Source organism: Billgrantia saliphila (assembly GCF_002930105.1).
GTDB lineage: Bacteria > Pseudomonadota > Gammaproteobacteria > Pseudomonadales > Halomonadaceae > Halomonas > Halomonas saliphila.
On the sequence record NZ_PJRN01000048.1, the window covers coordinates 1 to 556 of the forward strand.

Consider the following 556-nt stretch of genomic DNA (forward strand, 5'->3'; position numbering starts at 1 on the left):
GGCGGCACGCCGCCGAGCCGCCACGTGCGCAAGCTCGAACAGCTCGCCCGGATGGCCCCGGCCTCGGTCACGCTCAAGGACTATTCCTTCAAGCAGCCGGCCTATGCGCAACTCCACGAGCACGCAGCAGACGGCCTGGAAGAGCACGCGCAACGGGACGACTACGAGCATTACGACTACCCCGGCCGCTACAAGGCCGACGCCTCCGGCGAGGCCTTCACCCGCATCCGCCTGGAGCACCTGCGCCGCGAGGCGCTGACCTGCGCCGCCGAGAGCGACCTGCCCGAGCTCGCTCCGGGCACCCGCTTCACCCTCACCGACCACGACCTCAGTGAACTCAACCGCGACTGGCAGGTGGTCTCGGTCATTCATCGCGGCGAACAGCCCCAGGCGCTGGAGGAGGATGGCGTCCCCCAGGGAGATGCGGCAGGGCTGCACCTGCAGGGTCGGGCAGGCTCGGAAGGCATGACCCGCTACCACAACACCCTGGTGCTGACACCCGGCGACACCGCCTGGCGGCCCGAACCCCATCCCAAGCCCCGCGTCGACGGCCCCC

Annotated in this window: 1 protein-coding gene; it reads left to right on the top strand. The window is 70.3% G+C overall.

Features of this window, described 5'->3' with window-relative positions; genetic code table 11:
• On the top strand, positions 1-556 hold a 556-nt coding region (locus tag CYJ07_RS20215; RefSeq protein WP_269320563.1), incomplete at both ends, for a contractile injection system protein, VgrG/Pvc8 family.